Source organism: Fischerella muscicola PCC 7414, from assembly GCF_000317205.1.
GTDB lineage: Bacteria > Cyanobacteriota > Cyanobacteriia > Cyanobacteriales > Nostocaceae > Fischerella > Fischerella muscicola.
On record NZ_AJLK01000171.1, the window covers coordinates 1 to 18,185 of the forward strand.

At 41.9% G+C, this 18,185-nt stretch carries 15 protein-coding genes and 2 pseudogenes; 11 read left to right on the plus strand and 6 right to left on the minus strand.

Annotated elements, in window-relative coordinates; genetic code table 11:
- From UYI_RS33515 to UYI_RS0127260, 3 genes and pseudogenes are all read right to left on the minus strand, one after another.
- A pseudogene (locus tag UYI_RS33515) lies at window positions 1-219 on the minus strand (hypothetical protein); the annotation flags it as partial.
- The gene (gene ilvC / locus UYI_RS0127255; protein WP_016869851.1) at window positions 201-1,196 is read right to left on the minus strand and encodes a ketol-acid reductoisomerase; all 996 of its coding nucleotides are present in this window, start codon (window positions 1,194-1,196) and stop codon (window positions 201-203) included. The gene ilvC and the pseudogene UYI_RS33515, both read right to left, overlap by 19 nt.
- A gap of 58 nt (window positions 1,197-1,254) precedes the next feature.
- On the minus strand, window positions 1,255-2,127 hold the full coding sequence (locus UYI_RS0127260; protein ID WP_016869852.1) for an aldo/keto reductase: 873 nt from the start codon (window positions 2,125-2,127) through the stop codon (window positions 1,255-1,257).
- Window positions 2,128-2,959: 832 nt separating this feature from the next.
- On the opposite strand from UYI_RS0127260, the pseudogene UYI_RS33520 reads away from it, so the two are divergent.
- The 3 genes and pseudogenes from UYI_RS33520 to UYI_RS0127280 all read left to right on the plus strand — a co-directional run bounded on the left by UYI_RS33520 (window position 2,960) and on the right by UYI_RS0127280 (window position 5,743).
- Window positions 2,960-3,921, plus strand: a pseudogene (locus tag UYI_RS33520) (IS701 family transposase).
- 111 nt (window positions 3,922-4,032) lie between these two features.
- Window positions 4,033-4,422 carry a DUF4359 domain-containing protein gene (locus UYI_RS0127275; protein ID WP_026086207.1) on the plus strand — a complete coding sequence of 130 codons (390 nt, stop codon included), beginning with the start codon at window positions 4,033-4,035 and terminating at the stop codon, window positions 4,420-4,422.
- A 115-nt stretch (window positions 4,423-4,537) separates the two neighbouring features.
- Window positions 4,538-5,743, plus strand: a complete 1,206-nt coding sequence (locus tag UYI_RS0127280) for an RNA-guided endonuclease InsQ/TnpB family protein (protein ID WP_026086208.1) — start codon at window positions 4,538-4,540, stop codon at window positions 5,741-5,743.
- Window positions 5,744-5,900: 157 nt separating this feature from the next.
- On the opposite strand, the gene rppA is transcribed toward UYI_RS0127280, so the two are convergent.
- On the minus strand, window positions 5,901-6,593 hold the full coding sequence (gene rppA, locus UYI_RS0127285; RefSeq protein WP_016869855.1) for a two-component system response regulator RppA: 693 nt from the start codon (window positions 6,591-6,593) through the stop codon (window positions 5,901-5,903).
- 67 nt (window positions 6,594-6,660) lie between these two features.
- On the opposite strand from rppA, the gene hisG reads away from it, so the two are divergent.
- Both hisG and UYI_RS0127295 read left to right on the plus strand, forming a co-directional pair.
- Complete coding sequence (hisG, locus tag UYI_RS0127290; RefSeq protein WP_016869856.1) at window positions 6,661-7,305, plus strand: ATP phosphoribosyltransferase; 645 nt, start codon at window positions 6,661-6,663, stop codon at window positions 7,303-7,305.
- A 183-nt stretch (window positions 7,306-7,488) separates the two neighbouring features.
- Window positions 7,489-8,190 (plus strand): class I SAM-dependent methyltransferase, encoded by a 702-nt coding sequence (locus UYI_RS0127295; protein WP_016869857.1) that lies wholly within the window; start codon window positions 7,489-7,491, stop codon window positions 8,188-8,190.
- 43 nt (window positions 8,191-8,233) lie between these two features.
- Here the strand turns inward: UYI_RS0127295 and UYI_RS0127300 are convergent, their stop codons facing one another.
- On the minus strand, window positions 8,234-8,446 hold the full coding sequence (locus UYI_RS0127300; protein ID WP_016869858.1) for a hypothetical protein: 213 nt from the start codon (window positions 8,444-8,446) through the stop codon (window positions 8,234-8,236).
- A 213-nt stretch (window positions 8,447-8,659) separates the two neighbouring features.
- On the opposite strand from UYI_RS0127300, the gene UYI_RS35355 reads away from it, so the two are divergent.
- Window positions 8,660-8,806 (plus strand): ribbon-helix-helix domain-containing protein, encoded by a 147-nt coding sequence (locus UYI_RS35355; protein WP_235148032.1) that lies wholly within the window; start codon window positions 8,660-8,662, stop codon window positions 8,804-8,806.
- A gap of 31 nt (window positions 8,807-8,837) precedes the next feature.
- The gene (locus UYI_RS37810) at window positions 8,838-9,020 is read left to right on the plus strand and encodes a hypothetical protein (protein ID WP_162140423.1); all 183 of its coding nucleotides are present in this window, start codon (window positions 8,838-8,840) and stop codon (window positions 9,018-9,020) included.
- Here the strand turns inward: UYI_RS37810 and UYI_RS37815 are convergent.
- The gene (locus UYI_RS37815; protein WP_162140424.1) at window positions 8,995-9,237 is read right to left on the minus strand and encodes a hypothetical protein; all 243 of its coding nucleotides are present in this window, start codon (window positions 9,235-9,237) and stop codon (window positions 8,995-8,997) included. The two genes, UYI_RS37810 and UYI_RS37815, sit on opposite strands and share 26 nt — an antisense overlap.
- Before the next feature lie 809 nt (window positions 9,238-10,046).
- Here UYI_RS37815 and UYI_RS0127310 point away from each other — a divergent pair.
- The 4 genes from UYI_RS0127310 to UYI_RS38180 all read left to right on the plus strand — a co-directional run bounded on the left by UYI_RS0127310 (window position 10,047) and on the right by UYI_RS38180 (window position 17,798).
- On the plus strand, window positions 10,047-12,602 hold the full coding sequence (locus tag UYI_RS0127310; protein ID WP_016869860.1) for a dynamin family protein: 2,556 nt from the start codon (window positions 10,047-10,049) through the stop codon (window positions 12,600-12,602).
- Between the two features lie 126 nt (window positions 12,603-12,728).
- Entirely contained in the window at window positions 12,729-16,145 is a 3,417-nt protein-coding gene (locus UYI_RS0127315; protein ID WP_026086209.1) for an Hsp70 family protein, read from the plus strand.
- Window positions 16,146-16,273: 128 nt separating this feature from the next.
- The gene (locus UYI_RS0127320; protein ID WP_016869862.1) at window positions 16,274-17,491 is read left to right on the plus strand and encodes a hypothetical protein; all 1,218 of its coding nucleotides are present in this window, start codon (window positions 16,274-16,276) and stop codon (window positions 17,489-17,491) included.
- 142 nt (window positions 17,492-17,633) lie between these two features.
- On the plus strand, window positions 17,634-17,798 hold the full coding sequence (locus tag UYI_RS38180) for a hypothetical protein (protein WP_016869863.1): 165 nt from the start codon (window positions 17,634-17,636) through the stop codon (window positions 17,796-17,798).
- Window positions 17,799-18,185 lie beyond the last annotated feature (387 nt).

Below are 18,185 nucleotides of genomic sequence, written 5' to 3' on the forward strand. Positions count from 1 at the left end.
TGCCTTCTGCCCTCTGCCTTCTGCCCTCTGCCTTCTGCCCTCTGCCTTCTGCCTTCTGCCTTCTGCCCTCTGCCTTCTGCCTTCTGCCTTCTGCCTTCTGCCTTCTGCCTTCTGCGGGGCCCCCACAAATTCGCGATTCGGAGAGCGAATTTGTGGGGAACCCCTTCTGCCCTCTGCCTTCTGCCCTCTGCCTTCTATAATTAATCTTTCTTCAACCAACTAAACATCGCGCGTAAATCTTTACCAATTTCCTCAACTGGATGTTCGGCTTCTTTACGACGCATCGCAGTAAACCCAGGTTTACCTGCTTGGTTTTCCAAAACAAATTCCCGTGCAAACTGCCCAGTTTGAATTTCTTGCAGAATTTTTTGCATTTCTGCCTTGGTTTGTTCGTTGACAATCCGAGGGCCACGGGTGTAGTCACCATATTCTGCGGTATTGGAAATACTATCACGCATTTTTGCTAGCCCGCCTTCCACAATTAAGTCAACAATCAATTTGACTTCGTGGAGACATTCAAAATAAGCTAGTTCTGGTTGGTAACCGGCTTCTACCAAAGTTTCAAATCCGGCTTTAATTAAGGCACTCAAGCCACCACACAATACTGCTTGTTCACCGAACAAGTCTGTTTCAGTTTCTTCGCGGAAGGTGGTTTCCAAAATCCCAGCGCGTGTACCACCAATACCCTTGGCATATGCCATGGCGCGATCGCGTGCTTGTCCAGAAGCATTTTGATAGACAGCAAACAGACAAGGTACTCCTTGTCCTTGTTCGTAAGTCCGTCTGACCAAATGTCCTGGCCCTTTGGGTGCTACCATGATCACGTCTACCTCAGCAGGTGGCACAACTTGACCAAAGTGAATATTAAACCCGTGGGCAAAAGCTAAGACGTTACCTGGTTCTAAATTCGGTTCAATTTCGTTTTTGTAAACAGTTCTTTGTACTTCATCAGGTAATAAAATCATCAACAAGTCAGCAGCTTTGGCCGCATCTGCCACACTTTTGACAGTTAACCCAGCTGCTTCGGCTTTTGCCGCTGACTTGCTACCCGGATATAATCCGACAATCACATTCATGCCACTATCCTTAAGGTTAAGGGCGTGAGCATGACCTTGGGAACCATAACCGATAATAGCGATGGTTTTTCCGGCTAAAAGGTCTAAATTTGCATCTGCGTCGTAATACATCCGAGCCATAAGCGCGTCTCCAGTCAGCAAGCATCCTGTTTGATTGCAGACTTGTTATTTTACCTGATTATGACGCTGTTTCTCGATCTATTATTTGTACTTCCTGAGCAGATAATTTCAGATCCACAGCACGTACGGAATCTTCAATGCTAGAAATTTTACTCGCACCTGGAATGGGCAAGATACAAGGCGATTTTGCTAGTAACCATGCTAGTACAATAGAGTACACTGATACGCCTTTTGTTTTTGCTAATTGAGCGATCGACGGGATATGTTGTAATTTTTCGTGGCGACGACTACCACCGAAAGGACTCCAAGGTAAAAAAGTTAAACCTTCAGTCTCACAATACTCTAGTACCCCGTCAAATTCTGGCTGACGCTGCCAAGGATTGTATTGATTTTGCACCGAGACGATTTCAACCACATCCCGCGCCCTTTTGATTTGTTCTACAGAAAAGTTAGAAACTCCCACAAATCTAATTATTCCAGCTCTGACTGCTTCTTTCGCTGGTGCGAGAGACTCTTCAATGGTGTAGTCGGGATCAGGTGAGTGGTATTGCCATAGATCAATGGGTTTATTGCCACCTAAAGCTTCAAAGCTAATGCGAATCGTTTCTCGCAGATGATTAGGGTTGCCATTACGTGTCCAACTACCATTAGGACGCATTAAGCCACCCTTAGTTGCCACAATCACATTACTGGTATCACCATTGTAACTTTGCAAAGCTTTGTGAATTAGTCGCTCATTGTGGTGCTTGTCTGTTTCGTCTTGACAGTAAGAATCAGCAGTATCAATGAAAGTGATTCCCAACTCCAAAGCACGCTGAATAACATTGATTGACTGCGACTCTGGGGGACGGTTGCTTAACGACATCGGCATCGCCCCTAAACCGATGGTACTTACATAAACACCTGTGTTGCCTAGTTGTTTTGTTTCCATGTTTATGGCTACGGTTTTCAGTACTCTTCACCTAACTCTAGCGCTTTCGGTGATCACAATGATGAGAAATTTAGTCTCGAAATCGCTTGTTATTTGCAGAATTCATGGGAGCGATCGCTTTTAACTGCCTTTGACTGTATGTCAGTTATGTCAATTAAATTACTCAATTAACAATAGGTGTAAAGATATTAAGAGTAGAAAGGTATAGGAAAACAACTTTTCATGTGTGTATTGACACAGTTATTTCTAACTAGTTAATCAAAAAAAAGTATTTTTTGTTACTGTCCATTAGCTATACTTTTTTATACATGCTGTTATTTGATTTTTAATAGCTTGATTATTAACATCACAATTATATAATTATGTTAAGAAGAGACTTACAGTTATGTTTATTTTTTAGATTTAATTTTATGATTAATAGGTTTTGACCCATTTATAAATGAATCAATAGATAAAAATGTAATCAGTATAATGACGGTAAATTACTCAGTGTCTTAATTTACAAACAATCTTTTTTTAGCCAAAATCATATTTGCTTAGAAAAAATAAATTTATGTAAAAATCTATGAAAAATAGAGCAAGTAATAAAAATTACTTCAATAAAGCTTCATAAAAGTTTAAGTAAACTTTGAGTTATATTATGTGACGCTACTCAAACTATGTCATTTATAAGTATCCATATTTTTTCTGGAGTCAAAATATGGCGCCACCCAGGGAAGCAGTTACTACTCTCAATTTTGTGGATAACTATTGTGCAACCTACAAACATCTTTTTCCAGAGGTAAGAAGTTTTGAATTTTTCAAGTGGTTGCATTTAGGCTTGATTTCTGATATGGATCGCAAAAGTTTACCTGCGATCGCTAAATATTTAGGCTTAAATAATCAAGCTTTACTTCATTTTGTAACCGAATCTCCTTGGCAAGTCAACGAACTGAGAAATCAAAGATTATCTATTATTCGTCAGGTTTTGCAGGGAAGGAGTTTTACTTTAATTATTGATGATACTGGAGATAAAAAAAAGGGAAAACAACAGATTATGTAGACAAACAGTACATTGGCAACTTAGGCACAGTTGAAAACGGCATTGTTTCAGTTAATGCCTATGCTTTCTTAGATGGTTTAATTTTCCCTCTCATATTTAAAGTTTTCAGACCGCTCAAAAGATTAAAACCGGGGGATACTTTTAAAACTAAGCCTCAATTAATTGTTGAGATAATTCAAGAACTACAAGAAGGAGGGTTCACCTTTGACTTGGTATTAGCAGATACTGTCTATGGAGAGTGTGATACCTTAATTAACGTTTTGAATCAATATCGAATTAATTTCGTTGTTGCAATTAGAAGTAACGTTGGTTTTTGGTTAGCACCTAGCCAGAAGATGAGGTACAGCAGTTGGAAAAAATTTCATCAAATTTTCAGTAACGGGAAAACTGAACAAAGCTACATTCGTGAAATTATCTTTGGGAGTCGTCGAGAATTAAGGTATTGGCAAATTTCCAATAATAGGGAACAATCTGCTGAGAATTTTACTTTGTTCTTAATGAGTAATTTCCCAAAATCTATTACTTCAGCAATTGATAATCCCTATGGATTAATAACTTGGTTGGAGTATGGCTGTAAACACAGTAAAAACTACATAGGATGGTCAGATTTCCGGATCACTAATTATGAGCAAATAGAACGTTGGTGGGAAATCGTATGTAGTGTTTACTGTATGCAGAGTATGCAATTTCATATTTTTCAGCAAAAGTCTAATCAAGTGATTCACAACCAAAACACTGAAGTGATTGCATAACACGCTACTGTGTTGACTTGTAGCAGCTTTTTACCTGAGGTTTCGGAAATCGGGGTTTTTGCTGCTGTATTTACCATCAAGCAGTCAGTTGCATTGTTTGATGAAAAACTTATGAAGGCATCATTGCATAATCGTTTAGGTATAGGAAAAAGCACATTCACACTAATAGCTATTGCCAGTGTTGTAGGTGTGATGTCTTTTACTAATCCTGATAATAATACTTACGTTAATTATGCCGCAGAACGACTTACCAGCGAAATACAAAACGCTATTTGCCAAGGGCCACAGTTGCCACAAGGACAGTTGTGGGAGGCTATAAGCAAACTTACAGCCAATACCTGTAAATCGGGATTAGCAACAGGGGTAAATTTTCAAAAAAATAACATTAAAGATTTTATCGCCACATCAACCGAGCGTCAGAACTTTGTAGTTTTTAGCTTGAACAGCAAGAAGCCTCACACGAGCGCGCGAAGCGGAAGTGTTGAGATTAATTGTGCGTGAGTTGACGACAGTTCTGTGACTAAATTCTTCCGCAGGAAGAACAGGAAGCAGAACATGGAGGAAACGAACAAATCTTATGCTATACTCTTTTATAGCGAGCGTCGTTTACTCTAATATATTAAAGGTTGTCAAAGTCAGATTATATCCAAATGCCCAACAACAGCAGTCTCTAGCACAAGCTTTTGGCTGTTGTCGTTGGCTATGGAATTATTGCTTGAATTTGATGAACCAAACATACAAAGAGACTGGTAAGGGGTTATCTGGATACGCAGTAAAAAAGATAATCCCACAGTTGAAGAAAGAGTATGAATGGCTGACATCAACCTATTCGCAATGTTTGCAGCAAGTCTGCTTAAATCTGGGAGTAGCTTTTAATAATTTTTTTGAAAAAAGAAGCTCATATCCTAGATTCAAATCCAAGCATGGTAAGCAGTCAATACAATATCCTCAAAACGTCAAGGTTGCTGATAGTTATGTAACTCTCCCAAAAATAGGAGATGTCACAGCGATTATTCATAGACCAATCGAGGGGAAAGTCAAGACTGTAACAATATCTAAAAATTGTTCTAATCAGTACTTTGCAGCTATTCTATTTGACGATGGCAAAAACAAGCCAGAATCAAGCACAGATGGTAAAGTAATAGGTATTGATTTGGGGCTAACTCACTTCGCTGTTACCAGCGATGGCTCAAAGTTTGATAATCCTAGAATACTGAACAAGTATGAGAAGAATTTAAAGCTCAAACAGCAGCAATTATCTAGAAAGCAGAAAGGTTCTAACAACCGTATTAAATCTAGGAAGAAAGTTGCTAGAGTCCACAGAAAAACAACTAACTGCCGTGAAGATTTTCTACACAAGCTATCTCGTAGGATAGTCAACGAAAACCAAGTTATTGTGGTTGAAAATCTCAACGTTAAAGGTATGATGCAAAATCATTGTTTGGCTAAATCTATCCATCAAGTAGGGTGGGGAATGTTTTGCACCATGCTGAAATACAAGGCAGAGATGTCAGGGAAGGTAATCTGCGAAGTTGATAGATTCTTTCCTAGTTCAAAAACCTGTCATGTGTGTCTAAATCAAGTTGGTAGTTTACCGCTAGATGTAAGATTCTGGACTTGCGAAAACTGTCATACAAAGCATGATCGGGATATGAACGCAGCTATTAACCTCAGAGATGAGGGACTACGAATTTTGACCTCTGGAACGGGGGATAAAGCCTGTTGCCCAGATGTAAGCCGGAGTAAGGGAGGACGAAAGAAATCCACTACTGCGCTTTCTGTTGGACAGGAAGCCTACACTGACTCTTCGAGTACAGTGTAGGTAGTTCACTATCTACACTACCAAAGTACCTGGATATAACTTTAAAACAATTGGGGCATTCGGGAATTTTGTCACATTTCAAAAATAGTTGAGTTTTGATCAATGATCACTGTACAGACGCGATGTTCCTCGCGTCTCTAGCTAACAGATAACTGTATTACTGCTCATTAGATATCCCAAAGCGATATCCTTTACCATAAACACTATGAATTAATTGAGTTTCACCAGTTAACTCAATCTTGCGCCGCAACAGACGTACTAACGCAGCAATGACATTACTACTTGGTTGCTCATTATCTTGCCACAAGTATTGCATAATTTGGGTGTGGGTCAGTAGCTTGCCTGTATTTTCCATAAAATATTGCAGCAACTGACTTTCTTTTTGTGATAATTCTATGATCCGTCCTTGACGATAGGCGACTTGATTTTCTGGGTCAAGTTCTAGATCAGCCACTGTCAAGCGAACTGTGGGTGTACCCGGTATCTGGGAAGCAGATCGTCGTAACAAAGCACGGACTCTTGCTAGTAACTCTCGCAGTTCAAAAGGCTTAACTAAATAGTCATCTGCACCAGCATCTAAACCTTCAACTCGGTCATCAAGAGTGTCTTTAGCAGTAAGAAATAATACAGGAGTGGTAATGCCTCGCCTGCGTAATTCTTGGCATATCTCCAATCCTGTCTTTCCAGGTAGCATCCAATCTAAAATCAGTAAGTCGTAATTGCTTGTTTGCGCCAATTGACTGCCACTTGTGCCGTCATAAGCAGCATCGACACTGTATCCTTCACGACTTAATATCCGACTCAAGGGATCAGTCAATTCAATTTCGTCATCAACTACTAAAATTCGCATGAGCTGCCATCAATCTTTAGTGATCAGCTTTCCTGTATTATTATCATGCTGACCGCTAACGCTATTTATGCTTACTGTTGCACTGCCCAAAGGGGAACTTCTCAAACATAGCATCCAACTGCTACAAACTGTAGGGCTGGACTTTAGTGCGTTTTTAGACTCTAGTAACCGACAATTACAAATTACTGATACTAATGGCAAAGCAAAAGGACTACTAGTCAGAGGGCAAGATGTGCCAGTTTACGTAGAATATGGTCAGGCACAACTGGGTATTGTTGGTTACGATGTACTGCGCGAGAAAAAGCCGCAAGTAGCACAGTTAGTTGATTTGCGGTTTGGGTATTGCCGGATGTCAGTAGCAGTCAAACAATCCAGTCCTTACCGATCGCCTTTAGATTTACCAGCTCATGGTAGAGTTGCATCCAAGTATGTCAACTGTGCGCGAGAATATTTTCATAGTTTGGATTTACCTGTAGAAATTGTGCCGTTGTATGGTTCTGTGGAACTAGGGCCAATCACAGGCATGTCGGAAGCGATCGTGGATATAGTCTCCACAGGCAGGACATTACGCGAAAATGGTTTGATGGAAATAGCAGTGCTGTATGAAAGTACGGCGCGGTTGATTGCCCATCCTTTAAGTTATCGTCTGAACACAGATAATCTCAGTCATTGGATCGCCAAGGTGCGTGAGGTGACATTGGCGAGTGTATAACACAGTATCACTTGGTGTCTTTGTGTTTTGCTAGTTTAAATTAATCACAAAGATATTAAGACACCAAGCAAAATCTGAATTTATCAAACAAGTTGCGAGGCGTTAGATCCCCGACTTTTTAAAAAAGTCGGGGATCTGGCCACTAAGACACCAGAATTTCTCTGAACTTTACTACGATTAGCAATGAATCAGACCATAGATTTTGATACTAACCCAACAGTTGCTGCTGGCGAATATGACAGCATGGCACGTATGGCACTGCCTGGTTATGAAGCAATGCATACAATGGTGTTAGCTTGTTTGCGATCGCATCTGCCAGAAAAAGCAAATCTCTTGATTGTGGGTGCTGGTACGGGGATGGAGTTAGTGAAATTTGCTAAGGGTAATCGAGAGTGGCAAATGTTAGGTGTAGATCCATCTGCTAATATGTTGGCTGTTGCCCAAGAGAAAATACAGCAGCATAACTTATCTGAACAAGTCAAATTATTTCAGGGATACACCCACGATTTACCCACCACGACTTTATATGATGCGGCAACTTCTATTTTGGTGATGCATTTTATCCCAGATGACGGAGGTAAGTTAGCTTTTCTCCAAAGTATTGCCCAACGTTTGCAATCATCTGCTGTTTTGATTTTGGTGGATGTGTTTGGTGAAACAAACACTCGTGAATTTGAGCAGACTGTTTCTTTCGTGAAAAAATATTGGGAAGAAATGGGGATACCGCCCCAGAAGATGGCACAAATCCTAGAAAGAATCAATGATGGTGTGCATCTGATTACCGAAACTAGAGAATTGGAATTATTGCAGCAAGCTGGTTTTAACAATGTGATGCGATTTTATACAGGTCTGTGGGTTGGCGGTTGGGTGGCGATTAAAAATTGAGATTGAGAATGTTAGAAACGGGGGAAACCCCCGTAAAGCTGGCTTAATCTTTAGTTTGTGTGATTTTCTCTATTGTTTGGTTTATAGCTTGAGCATCTTTGTTAATAAAAGTTTCTTTTTCACCATTACTCCAAGTAATGAAACAGGTCAATTGCCAAGCCATATTAATATGAAGATTGCGAAATCGAATTTGACGAGCGTAAGCTAAATTTAATAAACCTTTGGTGGGTGTTTGACAAAAAATAGGTTGTGGCATCATATTTAATTAGACCTTACTAATTTAGTTAGACCTTACTAATAGGTTTGGTCAGAGAGGCGTTATCTACTTGGAGGTGGGAACGCCTCTCTTCTTTTTATATTAATATGACTCAGTCTTATTTGCAATATATTTTTAAATACTTTTCAATATTTGTGATATAATTAGTGTATCTTTGTCGATACTAAATATGTAGCTTGAGGAAGTAGTGCTTTGACTGAAAAAATGAGCCGGACTAGTGTCACAATCCCAGAATCACTTTTTGAGTGGTTTAAAGAGTACTGCAATAAGCAGAAGCGATCGGTGTCAGCCCAGATCAGCTTTATGATTGAGCAACTGAAGGAATCTGAGGAGAAATAGATAGGGAGATGGGGTGATGGGGAGTGGGGAGATGGGGAACTCACCGGCCCCCACTCCCCCAAGGGAGTGGGGATTAGGGGCAGTGGGGAGATGGGGAGGTGGGGAGATGGGGAGGTGGGGAGGTTTCTTAATACAGTTTCCCCATCACCTCATCTCAAGAACATCTCGGCAAAAATTAAGTTACCTTTTCAAGCAGTTTTGGCATTCTCAGTAGAGGTTTCTTCTGGAGAAGCTTTGAGGCGGGTGGCTGTGCTTTTGGGGATGCGATCGCTTTTACGATCAAACAGCGCGTCTCTACTATTTGCGATCGCTTTCACGTTTGTAGTGAATGTTGTCGTGTTCATAAACAACATCAAGACGTTGGTCACAAATGCCTTAATGTTCTCTATGGATGGAATGATGTCAATAAACAACGTCAAGACGTTGGTCACAAATGTCTTGATGTTCTCTATGGATGGACTTGCGTTAATAAACAAGGAGGACAAGGGAGACAAGAAGGACAAGGAGGACAAGGGAGAGAATTTGTATCAATAATTTTGTGAAATGGTATTAGAACACAAAGTTGTTTATTGTGTCAAAAACTTGACAAGTAGAACTGACAGATCATACTCTGATTTGAGTGTGTTGAAACTCATCGACGCATCTCGCCCGAACCTTGAAAACCGTATAACTTCGTTGAAGTGTGTCGATACCTTATGCAGCAGGCTTTCCAAGCTGCAAAATTGATGTTTTTTTGAAGTTTTTTTCTCCTAATTCAGAGATGCGTCGATTGGGGGGTCTAGAAACCTCTCCCTGTAAGCGTTCCAGAGGTGAACTCTTTCCATAACACTTCCCCTCAACGGGGACGAAAACTCGCCTGCTGCTTAGACTCTGCGATCCTCTGCGCTAACTCTGCGTTCCTCTGCGTTCAAAAACATTACGACTTTACGCAAAACTGTACTAAAACATCAAGCATTTTTAAGACATTCATAGGAAAATCTCACAACACTTACCTCACCCTGTCCTATCGGACGGGGTGAGGTTTTTTATTGAAACTACCTTGATTCAATACAAATTTATGCAAACTTCTACTAAGTTTTGCAATTTGGAAACAATCAGAACAAACAAATTGCTAAACTTTTTTGATTAAAAACCAAGTTATAACTATGGCTATTGCTGTAAATCCAAAATTCACGGCTGTCCTACGTAGTAACTAACTAATAACTGATAACTGATAACTGATAACAGCGTGGGAGTTAGTATGAAAAGTGACATGGCGATCGCACAACTAAGCCACTACAAAGAATATGGGGAATCTGTTCTACAAAGCCTGGAGTTAGTATCACAAAATCCACCTCCCCAGGAAAGCTGGTTTCCTAATAGTATCCATGAAAACATTCAACGGTTAAAAGCATCTGCACAAAGGGTAGTAGAAATTGCCTCTTCACCTGTGAAAATCGGCGTCATGGGTGAATTCAGTAGTGGTAAAACTTTATTAATCGGAAGTCTCATTGGCTACGCTGATGCTTTACCTGTCAGTGAAACCCCCACTACTGGTAACGTCACCGCAATTCACCTGCGTCAACAACCAGACTTACAAACTACACAAATTGGTAAGTACACCGTTCAGTATCTCTCAGACGAGGGTGTGAAAGAGTGTCTGCGGTTTATGCTACAGGAAGTTGAAGTCCGCGCCAAAGCATCAGAAATATCTCTGGAATTGCTGACGAGTCTCAAAAACTTGCACCCCACCACAATTGTGGATAGCAACGGAATTTTGAAATGGTGTGAACAAGCTTGGAATCAGACGCAAAGTTTAGAACTGCGATCGCTACTGCGCGAGTTAGTAGTGTACATGCGTACCTACAACGCCTACGGTAAATATATTGGCGGTAAAAGCTACGAGATTGATCATTCCACCGCCAAAAAAGGGTTGAGACTGGCTGATCCACCGATGAATATCTTAGAACTCAGCTTTGATCAACTGCCTGCACCTCCCCAACCTTGGGCAAATTTTACTCAACCATCAGCCGTAGATTTACAGAAAAGCTTTGCTTTGATTCGCCGCATTGATGTCACCGTCGAAGTATCCAAAGAAGTTTGGGATTTATCTGCACTCCAGGGAACAAATGAATTTGTCTTGTTAGACTTTCCTGGGTTGGGTTCAGCCGATTCTGGCGTACGGGATACCTTTTTGTCACTGCGCGAACTAACAGATGTGCAAACAATCCTGCTGCTACTCAACGGTAGATATCCTGGTGGTGCGATCGCTTCCAAAATTCGTACAATGTTGGAACGCGACAAAGGACAAGACTTAAGAGATAGAATAATTGTTGGTGTTGGACGCTTCAATCAACTTCCCCTCACCCAGAGTGACGAACGTGTCCTTGATGAACTTGTAGACGAACCATTACTTTCAGAAGCAAATATATTAGAAAGCCTGGGCATCCTCCAACTTACTATTGCCACTGCCAGCAACTTAACCACAGAGAAAAAAAATATAGTTCTACTATCCCAACTCCACGGTTTAGCCAAACTTGCCGAACTTTCTTCCCTCATCCAAGTTTCCTCCCCCGAGTTTTTACCAGAATTAGACATTCCCAACAAACTTCCAGAAGTCGAATTGCGGGAAAAATGGCAGCAACTAAGTAGAATGCTACCGCCATCCAGCACCCTGCAAAAACAACTGAGTGACTTTGCAGAAGACGGCGGTATTAGTAGATTGCGATCGCTACTGAAAGAACACGTAGCGCAACACGGCTTAAAACAACTTGTCGAAGATACTCAAAGAACCGTCAAAGCCTTGCAAAAAGAACAAGATAACCTGAAAACCCTCCTCGAACAAGTTCCCGCCTATATCCCCGTCGAAGAAAATCCAAAATTTATTCAACTGCGCCAAGGCATAGAAAACTTAGTAACAATTTACCGACAATTCCAAGAAGAACTAGAAAAACAACCAATCTTAAAAAACCGCGACGGAGTCGCCGTGAGTGATGTCGTCAAAGACGAATTAACTAATAAAATCTTCTTTGAATGGAGCGAATGGACATTACTATTTGATCGCACCAAAAACGGAACAATTTCCCTCACCAAAGCCGACAGCTTTTTTGGTGACGAAGAAGTAGAAGACACCATCCCCACCAAAAGCGATGATTTCCACTCCGCCTTTGTCCAAACTATTCAGGAAATGCAAACCTTTGCTCACGATCGCACCACAGAAGCAGTAACCGACTTCTTCAAAAAATTATCTTCCGAAGTCGCCGACGAACGCACCACAGTCAATTCTGTACTGTCACCAGACATCGAACAGTACATTCAAAACAACTTTGGCAAAAATCAACTCCGCCTATTTCGTAACCTTTTGCGCGCCGTTGATCCAGCTAACAAATGGCAAAAGCTCATCATTGAACACAGTGGATTAGCAACTAATAATCATGCCATCAACGCCGACGCCTTATTTCCCCTAGCGCGCCAAGACGAAAAACATCCCAACGGACAAATCCTCGACTGGAGTCCCGATAAAAAATATCCTACTCCCCCCAGACCATTTAATCATCAAATCGCCGTTTTACGACTACGAGACGAAATCACCGCCAGCGCTGGCTTACACCTAGTGCAATACGTCAGTCAACTAACCAAACAAGTAAAATTTTCCTTTTCTAGAGCCTTAAAAGAAATCGTAGATAGTCTACAAGAACTATTAAAAACCAAACACGAACCTCTACTTCGATATATCGCCGACACAGACAAAGATAAATCTACATCCATTCCCCCTTGGTTAGAAACCCTTTCCCAAGTAGCGATGATTAGGGATTAAGTCGATCAAACTCTCACCTCTCCTCTCTGTGTACTCTGCGTCTCTGCGGTTAAATAAATAATTTATCAACCGCAGAGACGCAGAGAACGCAGAGGAAAAATGAAACAAAATTTTATATTTGAGAAAATGCCAATCAAAATAGAACTATTTAATCGTTACCAACTACGTACCCATCCCAACGATTCATCTTTATTACTATTACCAGCAATTGAAATTAGACCAGTTCCTAATCCTCATTTTCCTCATATTTTCCGCATTAATATATTTGTTACTGGTGTCCCAGAAGACTTAGCAGCAGCGATGCAATCTGCTTATAAAAGTGTAAACTTTGGTACTAATAAGCTTTTACAGCTTACTACCCCCCAGCGATTAAGGCAAAGTGATTGTCGCTGGAATGAACCATTACCAACAGGTGTCAATTGTAATTTACAAGTCACGATCGAGTATTTTGAATCCGGGGCGACGGGTGATCCTCTTTTGTCTATTAGTAAACACATAAGCGCTGAGTGCCATATCTGGACTTATCCAATCAAAGAATATTCACTGAAAAATCCACTCATGTCTTTTACAGATTCAGTCATCAACTCATTCAAAAACACAACACTGCAAACTTTACCAGATGAAGAGTTAAAGTTGGATGTTGAACCAGTCAAGCAAGTCGATCAACAACCAGAAATTACCTATCCCGGTTGGTTTGCGATCGATTTTGGCACGTCTAATTCCACAGTCACGCTGTACGATCCGAAGGTGATTGTGACACCCCATAGTTTACCTAGCGAACAAGAGGTGAGGTTACGCGATCGCCTATCGACATGGTTAACTCAACGTCCGGTGGATCAGGTGGCGGGTGTAACTCAAGATGCGTGGACGCAGGAATGGCAAAGATTCTTGAGCGAAGTTAGTAAAAATTTGCAGGGTGATGGTACGGTAAATTTACGTAATTTAAATGGAGAACAATTTTTAGAAGCAATTCGCCAAATTGAAATTGCCCTCAGCAAGCGTTTACCTTGGTTTCGGCGGGCTGCTAGTAAACGTTTAAATCAAATTTATCACGAAGTTTTTCGGGTTCCTCCTCTGGAATGGCAAAGTTTGATACCAGTAGAGTTAGATAAAGACCGACGTTTGAGTGAAATTGCTAGCGAGTTGGAAGTTGTTGACTTGGAACCGTTTTTACCAACCAACGATCCACTAAAAGTCAAAGTTAGTTTGGGTGAACAAGCGAAACAACATCGTCTAGATGCCATTAGACAAGGCGAGGGAATTGATAGCAGGTTTTTGCATTCACCAAAACGTTATTTTGGACAAGAACGTTCTTTTCAAATTAGTCTCAATGGCAAAGAAGCTTCCATTCCTGTTAACAAGCTGTTGCAAGCGGCTTATGCTCAATTAATCGAGTTAACAGAAAAATATCGGCAGCGTTCCGGCAAGTGTTCCCAAGGTAAATTTTATCGCACCGTCGTCACTTACCCCACCATCGCTTCGCCTTTTGTCCGCCGGGAAATTGAACAGTTGGTAAAACAGCTAGATATCGAAGACGTGCAAATGGCTTATGACGAAGCTGTTTCGGTAGCGATATTTTTCCTGTGGCGAGAATTTGGCGGCGATTTAAATTTAGGAATTGAATCTTTCAAAACTCGCTGTCGCCGGGATGGGGACAAGTGGTGGCAAAATGTCATGGTGTTGGATATTGGCGGTGGAACCACCGACTTAGCCTTAATTCGTCTTTCCCTGGAAGAAATCAACCCCTTTGAACCAGGAGAAGATCGGGGTGACGGCGGACGCTACTATAAACTTACACCGAAGTTACTTGGTTCCTCTGGACATCTGCAACTAGGTGGCGAACTCATAACCCTGCGACTATTCTTATTGTTAAAAGCAGCGATCGCCGACTGTTTACTGACTGCCATTGTCGACGAAACCTTACCCAGAGATATCTTAAAAGTCCAACCAGAAGAACTAAGCGATCGCTTCCTGCAAAACGGGAAATTTCAACCAGGTTCCCTCTTAGCATGTGTCGATAACGAAGTCCGCGAAGGCGAAGCCTACAAAGAAGCTTTAAACGACGCTGAAAAAGTCCTACCTACGCGGTGGAAAAACGCCCCATCCCGCGCCCAAACATTCTACACTCTTTGGGAACACGCCGAAGCAGCCAAACTCACCCTCGGACAAAAGCGCCAAACACCCGATACACCAGTATTCATCCTGGATGGGCAAAAAATCTCCGAACTCCTACTACACAACGATATTACCTTGCCTACCAGCACGAGCGATCGCCTCAGCGTCACCCTCACCGTCGAACAATTTGAAACAGCCGTCGCACCCGTAGTTCGTGAAGCCGTCGGTATCGCCCAAGGATTAATCGAAAACGCCTTTAAAAACCAATCCGTCAACCCTGGTAAATCCCCGGAAACAGTCGATTGGCTAATCCTCTCCGGTAAAACCTGCAACCTAGAAATCGTCGAACGCGAACTCTACCGAGTCTTCAGCAAATCCGACTACTTCCTTTGGAACGAAGAACGCGTCACCTTTGAACCAGAATACACCAAACTCGCCACATCCGCCGGCGCTTGCTTCGCCGAAAAACTCCGCCAACTCAGCTTCTCTCCCCAACAAGCCAAAGACTTACTCAAAAAAGGCGCCAACCAACTATATATAGATGTCAAAAACCTGTTTTACTTCCTTCCTTGTTCCTTCGTCCGCGAAGTCATCGGCGGTAGTCCCGATCCTATCTTTCACGCCGGACAAGAATTATATCAACTCCAAGCCACAGATGCGATCGCCAAATATCGCAGTCGCTGGATGGGGATGCAATTAACCAACAACATCAGGCGTCAAGACTTCGAGAACATGAAACTCCAACTTTGGGGTAGCTACAACGGCGACATCCTGATGAAAAAATTGGGCATGAACGAAGAAGACTTCAAAAACCACATTCAAGTTCAATTTGAAATCAACCAAAAACTAGACATAGATTTATTATTATCACGAGGCAAACCCCATTATCTCATCCCCATTAATATACCTTGCCTTGATGCAGCCCAAGCGATCAGTACACAAACAGTAATTTCTGATCAAGGCGAAGTCGTCTGTGACATCGCTGTCAACGTCGCCGAATCAGCCAACGTCTTCAAAACCGATGCTCACACAGTACTATTTTCCAGCAATCAAAACCAAGACTTACAAATCTTCCGTTACAACGAAGGCGACACCCAAATCCAAGGACTAGGCTTAATCGCAGAATTACCACCCTTCCCCGCCAGTGGCAAACACACATTTTACTTCCAATTTCGTAACCCAGAATCCAACAAATGGGAACTAATCGGCGAACTTCCTCAACCAGAAGTTCAATCCGAATACCCTTGTAAATATTACGTCTCCCTCAACAAACAAGGTATCCTCCGCATCCACGCCTTTGAAGTACCATACTGGACATCAACAAATCCCGAATGTCTAAAAATAGAGGGATGTGTTTATCGAGATTCCCTCCAAGCCCAATCAAACAACGTCGAGACAGAACGCGATCCATTTTGCGGATTGCATTGAGAAACTCTGTGTCCTCTGTGTCTCTGCGGTTTTTTCATTTTTTATTTAACCGCAGAGGCGCAGAGAACGCAGAGGGAAGAAAGAAGAGAGGGATTTTGCGTTAGTTTTGCAGAAATAATGGAGAGAACATGCAGCACCTCAGCAAGTTATTGGAAATAGAGGATTCACAATTAGCTTGGGTACTGCGGTTAGGTTTACATGGACTGCGGACTCAATTACAGGAAGCACTTAAGCAAGCAACAACAGATCCGGGTAGTAGTACTTGTCAGGAAGTTTTGCGCGAATTAGATCAACTTCTACAACCACAAAAATCAGAAGTTATTACCCCCCCTACTCCTCACACCCCTCACACTCCCCCCACTCCTCCCACTCCCCCCACCTCCCCATCTTCCCACCTCCCCACCTCCCCCCCTCCCCCCACCTGGGAAGAGGTATTTGAACCAATTCACTTGGAATTATCAGGGGAACAGAAACTGAAACATATTGCTGATGCTTTGTTGGCTGATCAAGAATTGTTGCAATTTATTGGTGCGTACAAGTTTCACAGCAACAATGACGTTGATTTGTGGAATGAAATTCAACGCTTGCTGCTACGGGTTCCGGAAAAACTTGCCCATACTTGGCGCGAGTGTATTTTGGCGGAGGCGAGTCAATTAGGCGCTTTGGAAGATAAGCTGGCTGTGCAACAAATTGGTTTTAGCCGCAATGAACATATTTACTCTGGTTTGCAGGGGAGTGTTTATGCAACTGGATTGTGTCTGTCAGATCAGGTTGGTTTTGATCCCCGGTTGCAAGTAGAAAAAAGAGGCGGGGAATTAGATGTGTTGGCGGGAATTGTATCTGTTTGTCTAAATTTTATCGATATAGATACGTGTTTACACCATGCTTTAAAAAGCGTAGACCGTTTTGGCGTCAGGTCTTTAAATTCAGAGTCGGAAAAGTCTAAGTATGTTACGGCACTTCTCGACCGATTTCAGCGTGTCCTCACCACTACCGATGCAGATCCAGCGATCGCCCTCCGTGCCAGACTAGATTTAGATGAGGCGATTCATTCTTTAGTATATTTGCCACCGTGCGATCGCTTTTCTTGGTGGGGGAAACTCCAACAAGAAGCAAGGCGCACTCTTGATAGCGTGGTGGAAAAAGCGCGTGATGCAGGTTATCAAGTGCAAATACGCCCATTGTGGGGAACCTACGCCGATATCTACACTTGGTCAAAAGACGATTTACAACTAAATATTGGTGGTGTACCAGGAGAAGTTTCCGCCTGCCTACGGGTGTGTGCCAAAATTAACGATGAGGTAATTCCGGGACGCGTTTTGTTCCGTTCTTCCTCGGAGGCGTAAGGTGAAATAACGCACCCATTCCCTAAAAAATGCGTTGCTCATCACAATTTCAAACTTGCCAACTGTATTAGATTGGACTGATAGCCTCATTCATCTATGCCAACTTTAAAAGGATGTTTTAAATCCTTAAGAAGAAAAACTCATGCCGGTTAAGGTAGAGGTTTTAGTCAAAGTCGGCAATCTCATTGTTAAAGTCCGCGTCTTAGTTAAAGAAGGTGTCGGCGTTCGAGTCAACGTTGTAGTCAAAGATAAATCAAAAATTAATGATCACGTAGAGGACAACGGGGACAAAACAATTAAAAATTAAAAATTAAAAATTGCTAAGAGGGATAACGGGGACAAGGAGGACTTTGTATCTTCGGAGCGATCGCACTTAAGGGACAATAGCAAGAAAACTGTGACTGTAAGTGTTTAATTTTGTATTGTCGTATTGATAATTACTGAAGAGTAGTGTATTGTAATCAACGTATTGAGCTTAATCGACACACTCCGCCCGAACCTTGAAAACCTCATAACTTCGTTGAAGTGTGTCGATGCCTTATGCAGCAAGCTTTTCAAGCTGCAAAATTGTCCACTTTCTGAAAATTTTTTTCCATTTTTCAGGAGTGTGTCGATTAGGGGGTCTAGAACCCTGTCTATGTAAGCGTTCCAGAGGTGAACTCTTTCCATAACACTTCCCCTCAACGGGGATGGG